Source organism: Bacillus sp. AFS055030 (assembly GCF_002574545.1).
Classification (GTDB): Bacteria; Bacillota; Bacilli; order Bacillales; family Bacillaceae_G; genus Gottfriedia.
In genome coordinates this window covers 104094-110944 of sequence record NZ_NUGT01000019.1, presented here as the reverse complement: position 1 = coordinate 110944, position 6851 = coordinate 104094, and the positions used below count along the sequence as shown (strand labels likewise).

At 36.1% G+C, this 6851-nt stretch carries 7 protein-coding genes and 1 pseudogene; 1 reads left to right on the top strand and 7 read right to left on the bottom strand.

Going from position 1 to position 6851, the window contains the following annotated elements:
- The 5 genes and pseudogenes from CN925_RS08820 to CN925_RS08800 form a co-directional block, all read right to left on the bottom strand.
- Positions 1–263 (bottom strand): annotated as a pseudogene (locus CN925_RS08820) (NADH-quinone oxidoreductase subunit C); the annotation flags it as partial.
- Positions 260–778 (bottom strand): NuoB/complex I 20 kDa subunit family protein, encoded by a 519-nt coding sequence (locus CN925_RS08815; RefSeq protein WP_056469321.1) that lies wholly within the window; start codon positions 776–778, stop codon positions 260–262. The pseudogene CN925_RS08820 and the gene CN925_RS08815, both read right to left, overlap by 4 nt.
- The gene (locus CN925_RS08810; RefSeq protein ID WP_098845879.1) at positions 769–1137 is read right to left on the bottom strand and encodes an NADH-quinone oxidoreductase subunit A; all 369 of its coding nucleotides are present in this window, start codon (positions 1135–1137) and stop codon (positions 769–771) included. Before CN925_RS08810 ends, CN925_RS08815 begins: the two co-directional genes overlap by 10 nt.
- Positions 1138–1523: 386 nt before the next feature.
- Positions 1524–3290, bottom strand: a complete 1767-nt coding sequence (locus CN925_RS08805; protein ID WP_098845878.1) for a DHA2 family efflux MFS transporter permease subunit — start codon at positions 3288–3290, stop codon at positions 1524–1526.
- Positions 3291–3302: 12 nt separating this feature from the next.
- Positions 3303–3947, bottom strand: a complete 645-nt coding sequence (locus CN925_RS08800; protein WP_483295182.1) for an HlyD family secretion protein — start codon at positions 3945–3947, stop codon at positions 3303–3305.
- Between the two features lie 226 nt (positions 3948–4173).
- Here CN925_RS08800 and CN925_RS08795 point away from each other — a divergent pair, with 226 nt between their 5' ends.
- Positions 4174–4794: a TetR/AcrR family transcriptional regulator gene (locus tag CN925_RS08795; protein WP_098845876.1), complete on the top strand. Its 621-nt coding sequence runs from the start codon at positions 4174–4176 to the stop codon at positions 4792–4794.
- Positions 4795–4986: 192 nt separating this feature from the next.
- Here the strand turns inward: CN925_RS08795 and CN925_RS08790 are convergent, their stop codons facing one another.
- Both CN925_RS08790 and atpD read right to left on the bottom strand, forming a co-directional pair.
- Positions 4987–5388, bottom strand: a complete 402-nt coding sequence (locus tag CN925_RS08790) for a F0F1 ATP synthase subunit epsilon (RefSeq protein ID WP_098845875.1) — start codon at positions 5386–5388, stop codon at positions 4987–4989.
- Positions 5389–5432: 44 nt separating this feature from the next.
- Positions 5433–6845, bottom strand: a complete 1413-nt coding sequence (gene atpD / locus CN925_RS08785; RefSeq protein ID WP_098845874.1) for a F0F1 ATP synthase subunit beta — start codon at positions 6843–6845, stop codon at positions 5433–5435.
- Positions 6846–6851: the final 6 nt, after the last annotated feature.

Here is a 6851-nt window from a genome sequence, read left to right as displayed (position 1 = left end):
GCCTTTGCTTTTGCTGCTGCTACTGCTTTTGCTTTCGCTAGTGCAAGTGCTTTCGCTTTTTCATCTTCTGAAGCTGTTTCCTCTTGTTTACCTTCATTTTCAACAATTGGTTCCTTCACTACAGGAGCTTCTTCTTTTTGAACTTCAATATTTTTTGCAGATTCCTTCTCTGCCTTCAACTGTTCCATCTTACGTCGAGCCGCTTCTTTAGCCCTCTCGGCTGCTTCTTTCTTTAACTGTTCTTTTGACTTATCTTCACTCATTTATTCGTCACCTGCTTTCCAGTTTTAGCTTCGTAACGAATCTTCTCTTTCAATTTATTAATACCATAAATTAATGCTGCTGGATTCGGAGGACACCCAGGGATATACACGTCTACAGGAACAATCTGGTCCACTCCTTTAACAACTGCATAAGAGTTAACATATGGTCCACCAGCAGTGGCACAAGAACCCATCGCAATTACCCATTTAGGTTCTGGCATTTGATCGTACAAACGTTTAACAATAGGCGCCATCTTTTTCGTAACAGTTCCAGAAACAATCATACAGTCAGATTGACGAGGAGAAGTACGGAAAAATGAGCCAAATCGGTCTAAGTCATAATGAGATGAACCTACACCCATCATTTCGATTGCACAACAAGCTAACCCGAATGTTAATGGCCATAACGAGTTACTTCTTGCCCATGCCTTCACTTCTTCCAACGTCGTGAAAAAAATATTCTTTTGGAGTTCTTCCATTTCAGCAACAGAAATTCCATCTAACTTCATAACCATTTCAACACCTTCTTCTTCCAAGCATAAATAAGTCCAAGTAGTAGCATTAAAATAAAAATAATCATCTCAACAAAAGCAAAAAGCCCTAATTGATCATATGCAACCGCCCAAGGATATAAGAAAACAGTTTCAACATCGAAAATAACGAATAATAGTGCAAAAATGTAATACCCAGCATGGAAACGAACCTTTGCATCATGAAATGGTTCAATACCACTTTCATATGTCGTTGCTTTTGCTTCAGTTGGTACACTCGGTCTCAAAAATTTACCTATTACCGAGAGTGCGACAACCGGAAGTGCGATTCCTATAACTAGAAACACAACTACAATCACATAATTATTTAAATAGGCATTCACGAAACTTGTCCCTCCTCTAACTACAGAGCTCTACATTATATACTTATTATAAATATAATGTATTTTTCATTTAATTTTTACTATTCAGTTTTGTAATCGTATCCATTATAACAAATGTGACAAAAACGTGTCGATATTTATTGCCATTAATCATAAAATTGAATAATATAGCTGGAAAATAAATTCCATTATTTATAATTTATCTTATATGTATGTCGACTTATCAGTTTCTAATACTTTAATCGTTGTTACCAGTAACTAAAATTATATATCAGTATAAGAGTTATCCACAAATCCACAGAAAGTTATTCACAATTCCCACAAATTAAAAAATAGTGATAATTGTCGAAAAAAAATACCAGTTCAAAACATGAACTGGCCATTTTTTATGATGCAATCGTTTCTGAAGACTGCTTATTTTTAGTTTTAGGTTGCGCAAGCTTTCTACTTTTTGTACTCCCCATAAAAAATGAAAGTATTAATGCAATTCCAGATAATGCTGTTGCGAAAATAAATGCATCATTGATTCCATTAATTGAAGCTAATTTAGATGCCTGGCTATAAAGTGATGTTACCGCTAAAGATCCACCTTGTGTTGGCGTTAATCCAGCTACTGCAGCTAACTGTGAGCCAGTTTGATGAATCCAATCCATGATGAAAGGATTCGTTGACGTTACTTCATTTGAAAAGTTTGCCATGTGATTTGTCGTTTGTGTCGTCATGATTGTAACAAGAATTGCTGTACCAACTGAACCAGCAACTTGTCTCAAAGTATTTTGAGTTGCAGTACCATGCGAGATCATCTTAAGAGGCAACTTATTTAGACCAGCTGTCATAATTGGCATCATAATAAATGACATGCCGAATGAACGTAAAGTATAGAAAAACATAATTTTTAAGTACGGAGTATCAATCGATAATTTAGTAAACTCATAGGTTGTATATGTCATGATGAGTAAACCAAAAATAGCTAAAGGACGAATCCCATATTTATCGAATAATTTTCCTGTAAGTGGACCAAGAGCACCCATGATCAATGAACCAGGAAGTAATAATAATCCCGCTTTTATCGGTGTAAACCCACGGATGTTTTGTAAATATAGAGGTAGTAAAATCATCCCTCCATATAATGCTGTTGTAACGATTAAGTTAATTAATAATGTGTAAGAAAACGAAAATGATTTAAATACTTTTAAATTGATTAAAGGTTGTTTTGCAGTTAATTCTCTCCATACAAAAAAACTCAAGCTTATAAAAGCTATTAATAAAGAAAGAACGACTTCAGTACTATCCCAGCCTTTATTACCTGCTTCACTAAATCCATATAGTAAACTACCAAATCCAATTGACGAACTTAGTACTCCCCATATATCTAAAGTTGGGAATGAACGTTTTCGCGAAATATGAAACCAAGCGTTAGACAAAACGATTGAAATGACACCTAACACAGCCATTCCATAAAATAAGAAATGCCATGAATAATCTTCTACTACATACCCAGTTATTGTTGGCCCAATAGCTGGTGCGAGAATCATAGCAATCCCCATCAATCCCATTGCTGCCCCACGTTTTTCAGGGGGGAAGATCGTCATGAAGATATTCATACCAAGTGGCATTAAAATTCCTGCCCCGACTGCTTGAACTACACGACCTGCCATCATAGCTGGGAAATTTCCTGATAAAGCACAAATAATCGAGCCAATTGTAAAGGCAAACATCGAAAAGATAAATAATTTTCGATAAGTAAATGTATCAACTAAGTAAGCACTAACTGGAATTAAAATACCATTTACTAACATAAAACCGGTAGACAACCATTGTGCAGTCGAAGTAGTTACATTAAAATCAGCCATTAACTTCGGTAAAGCAACGTTGATTAAGGTCTGATTTAAAATAGACACAAACATCCCTAATAATAGTACTGTTAAAACTTTTCCCATGCTAAAGCTTTGTTTTTCACTTGATTTTGCTGGAACTGATTTCTTTTGAATTTCTTCAGTTTTTTCTATTTTATTTGGTTCTTCCGAATGGACCATTTCTACTCTTTTATCTATTTTTAAGTCATCTTCTTTATTTCTTAATACAATTCGATTAATAACAAAGAAAACAATTAAGCAAAACCCTCCATATGCTATGATCATTCCTGTAGACATCGAAATTCCTCCTTACTTATGGATACGAACAGAAGCATTCATTCCTGGAACAATTTCAAATGACTTGTTATGATCTAAAGCAATTCTTACAGGTACAACCTGCTCAACTTTCGTATAGTTTGCATTAGCGTTTCCAGAAGGTAATAAACTAAATGTATTCGCAGTTGTTAATCCAACGAATTCCACAGTACCTGTTAAAGTAGTATCTGGATATGCGTCCACATACACATCAACCTCTTGACCTTTTTTCACATCTTCTACTTCAGTTTCCTTAATATTTGCAGTAACCCAAAGATTATCTAAGCTATATGCATAACCAAGAGTTGAACCTGTTCCAACTAATTGATCTTTAATTGCATTTGTTTGAACAATTGTTGCATTTGTTGGCACTGAAACTGATACTTCATGAGCAGTATCACCAGCAGTTTGAGGCGTAGTTAAAATTTTCCCAATTGATTCATTTGGTGAAAATGTTCTCCCGAATGTACCCGACCATGACTCAAGCTTACCAGCAGCAGGAGATGAAATGACAATTTGTTGCCCATCTATTTTTGCATTATCAGTTTTTATATAATTTGTAGATTGATCATAGTAGTAATAACCGGCAAATCCACCAGCAACTAGTATGATTAAAGTAATTATGTTAACAAGTACCATTTTCTTCATGTTCCCCATAAATAAATTCCTCCTAAATTTTTAATCGTCTCTCTATATAGGCAAAAAAAATAAAACAACACAATGTCGTTTTACTTCTCATAGTTTTTAATTATAATTGATTTATAAACGTACTCAACCGTTAAAAATTAAAAATTTGTTGCTTAAGCAACACTACCATTATTAACTGTTTAATTTCTTAACGTTATTTAATAAAAGGAGTTTTTAAATGAGCATAAAAAATAATCTTGACCCCCGTGTCATTCGAACTAGACAACTTTTACAAGATGCATTAATTACATTATTATCGGATAAAGAATTCGAAGCGATCAGTGTACAAGATATTACAAAAAAAGCAAATGTCAACAGAGCAACCTTCTATAGCCACTACGAAGACAAGTATCAAATGGTCCGTCAAATCGTTAGAGAAAAACTAGTTGATTTGGACAAAGCTATGAAGAATGTAGATTTTAGTATGTATGACCAAAATCCACACTCACTCGATGAAATGACTTTACAATCCTACTTCCATCTATTCGATCATATCGAAAAAAACAGTTACTTTTACAAAGTCCTACTAAAACGACAAGGACCAAATATTTTTAGAAGAAAACTTTACGAAGTATTATCAACAACGTTCGAAACAGGCTTTGCATTTATACAACCAAAAAAGAATAAATACCTTGTCCCAGAAGACCTACTAGTAAGTTATGTTTCAGGAGCAACACTCAGCGTAATTTCATTTTGGGTTGAAAATGACATGCCATACACAAAAAAACATATGGCAGAATATCTTTTAAAAATCTCAAGAAATGGAATATTAGGAACAGCGGGATTGGAATTAAACTAAAAAGTGGATTGCTATGACACCCGATTAGATTGAGGAAGTATTAAAAGAGTTTTAGTGGGCACATAGAGTAAGTCTCTAACTTGTTTATTATTTACCGTGATTTCATAAAAAAGAACTAACTAAAGCACTCTCACCCCAAAAACGTCCCACTTAATCCAACAAAAAAAAGAGCCACGAGGGCTCTTTTTTTAATTACTTATATTGTGCTACGTTTAAACGGTTCATTGCTTTGTGTAAAGCAAGTTCTGCACGTTTGATATCTGTGTCAGGGCGTCTATCTTGCAGACGTTTTTCTGCACGTTTTCTTGCTTCTACTGCACGCTCAACGTCAATTTCAGTTGATACTTCAGCAGATTGAGCCAATATTGTAACGGCTTCAGGTCGAATTTCAATGAATCCGCCACTAACTGCAACGTAATCTGTTCCAGCTGGTGTTTTAATTTTAACAGGTGCTGTTGCTAACGGTGCCACAGTTGAAATGTGTCCTGGTAAAATACCTAGCTCACCGCTAGTTGCTTTCGTGCTAACGAATTCTGTTTCGCCTTCATAAGCCGGTCCATTAGGAGTGACGATACTGACTTTCATTGTCTTCATAGTGAACTCCTCCTGTCTAGCTTCGTGAGCTAATCAAACAATTATTATACTAATGTTTTTGCTTTTTCTACTACTTCTTCGATGCGTCCAACTAAACGGAATGCATCTTCTGGAAGAGTATCATATTTACCTTCTAAGATCTCTTTGAATCCACGAACAGTTTCTTTAACTGGTACGTAAGAACCTTTTTGTCCTGTGAATTGCTCCGCAACGTGGAAGTTTTGAGATAAGAAGAATTGAATACGACGAGCACGAGCTACGACTAATTTATCTTCTTCTGATAACTCATCCATACCTAAGATTGCGATGATATCTTGAAGTTCTCTATAACGTTGTAAAGTTGATTGAACTTGACGAGCTACTTCATAGTGCTCTGCTCCAACAACCTCAGGGTTAAGTGCACGAGATGTAGATGCTAATGGATCTACCGCAGGGTAAATACCCATCTCAGATAAACGACGCTCTAAGTTTGTTGTTGCATCTAAGTGAGCGAACGCTGTAGCTGGTGCTGGATCCGTATAGTCATCGGCAGGTACGTAAATCGCTTGAATCGAAGTTACAGAACCTTTGTTTGTTGAAGTGATACGCTCTTGTAATTGACCCATTTCAGTAGCAAGAGTTGGTTGGTAACCTACCGCTGAAGGCATACGACCTAATAGGGCAGAAACCTCAGAACCTGCTTGAGTGAAACGGAAAATGTTATCGATGAAGAATAACACGTCTTGTCCTTGCTCATCACGGAAATATTCAGCCATTGTTAAACCAGTTAGAGCAACACGTTGACGTGCTCCAGGTGGTTCATTCATTTGTCCAAATACCATCGCTGTTTTGTTGATTACGCCAGAATCTTTCATTTCGTGGTATAAGTCGTTACCTTCACGAGTACGCTCACCTACACCAGCGAATACTGAGATACCGCCGTGCTCTTGTGCGATGTTGTTGATTAATTCTTGAATTAATACAGTTTTACCTACACCCGCACCACCGAATAGACCGATTTTACCACCTTTAATGTAAGGAGCTAATAAGTCTACTACTTTGATACCAGTTTCAAGGATTTCTACTTTTGTAGTTAATTCTTCAAATTTAGGTGCTTGACGGTGAATTGGGTCACGACGTACGTCTTCTCCAACCTCCTCATCTAAGTCAATGTTGTCACCTAATACATTGAATACGCGTCCTAATGTAGCGTCACCAACTGGAACCGAAATAGGTTTTCCTGTGTCAACTGCTTCCATACCACGTACTAATCCATCAGTTGAAGCCATTGCAACTGTACGAACAGTATCGTCACCTAAGTGAAGAGCAACTTCTAATGTTAAATCAATGTTTACTTCATTAGCGCTTCCTGCTTCTTTACGAACACGTAACGCATTATATATTTGTGGTAATTGGCCGTTTTCGAACTTTACGTCTACTACTGGACCTAATACCTGAGTAATAATACCATTGCTCATCGCTTT

Bases quoted from the DNA above. Each gene is read 5' to 3' on its own strand.
- atpD (WP_098845874.1), bottom strand. From the start codon at position 6,845: ATGAGCAATGGTATTATTACTCAGGTATTAGGTCCAGTAGTAGACGTA.
- CN925_RS08790 (WP_098845875.1), bottom strand. From the start codon at position 5,388: ATGAAGACAATGAAAGTCAGTATCGTCACTCCTAATGGACCGGCTTAT.
- CN925_RS08815 (WP_056469321.1), bottom strand. From the start codon at position 778: ATGGTTATGAAGTTAGATGGAATTTCTGTTGCTGAAATGGAAGAACTC.
- CN925_RS08800 (WP_483295182.1), bottom strand. From the start codon at position 3,947: ATGGTACTTGTTAACATAATTACTTTAATCATACTAGTTGCTGGTGGA.
- CN925_RS08795 (WP_098845876.1), top strand. From the start codon at position 4,174: ATGAGCATAAAAAATAATCTTGACCCCCGTGTCATTCGAACTAGACAA.
- CN925_RS08805 (WP_098845878.1), bottom strand. From the start codon at position 3,290: ATGTCTACAGGAATGATCATAGCATATGGAGGGTTTTGCTTAATTGTT.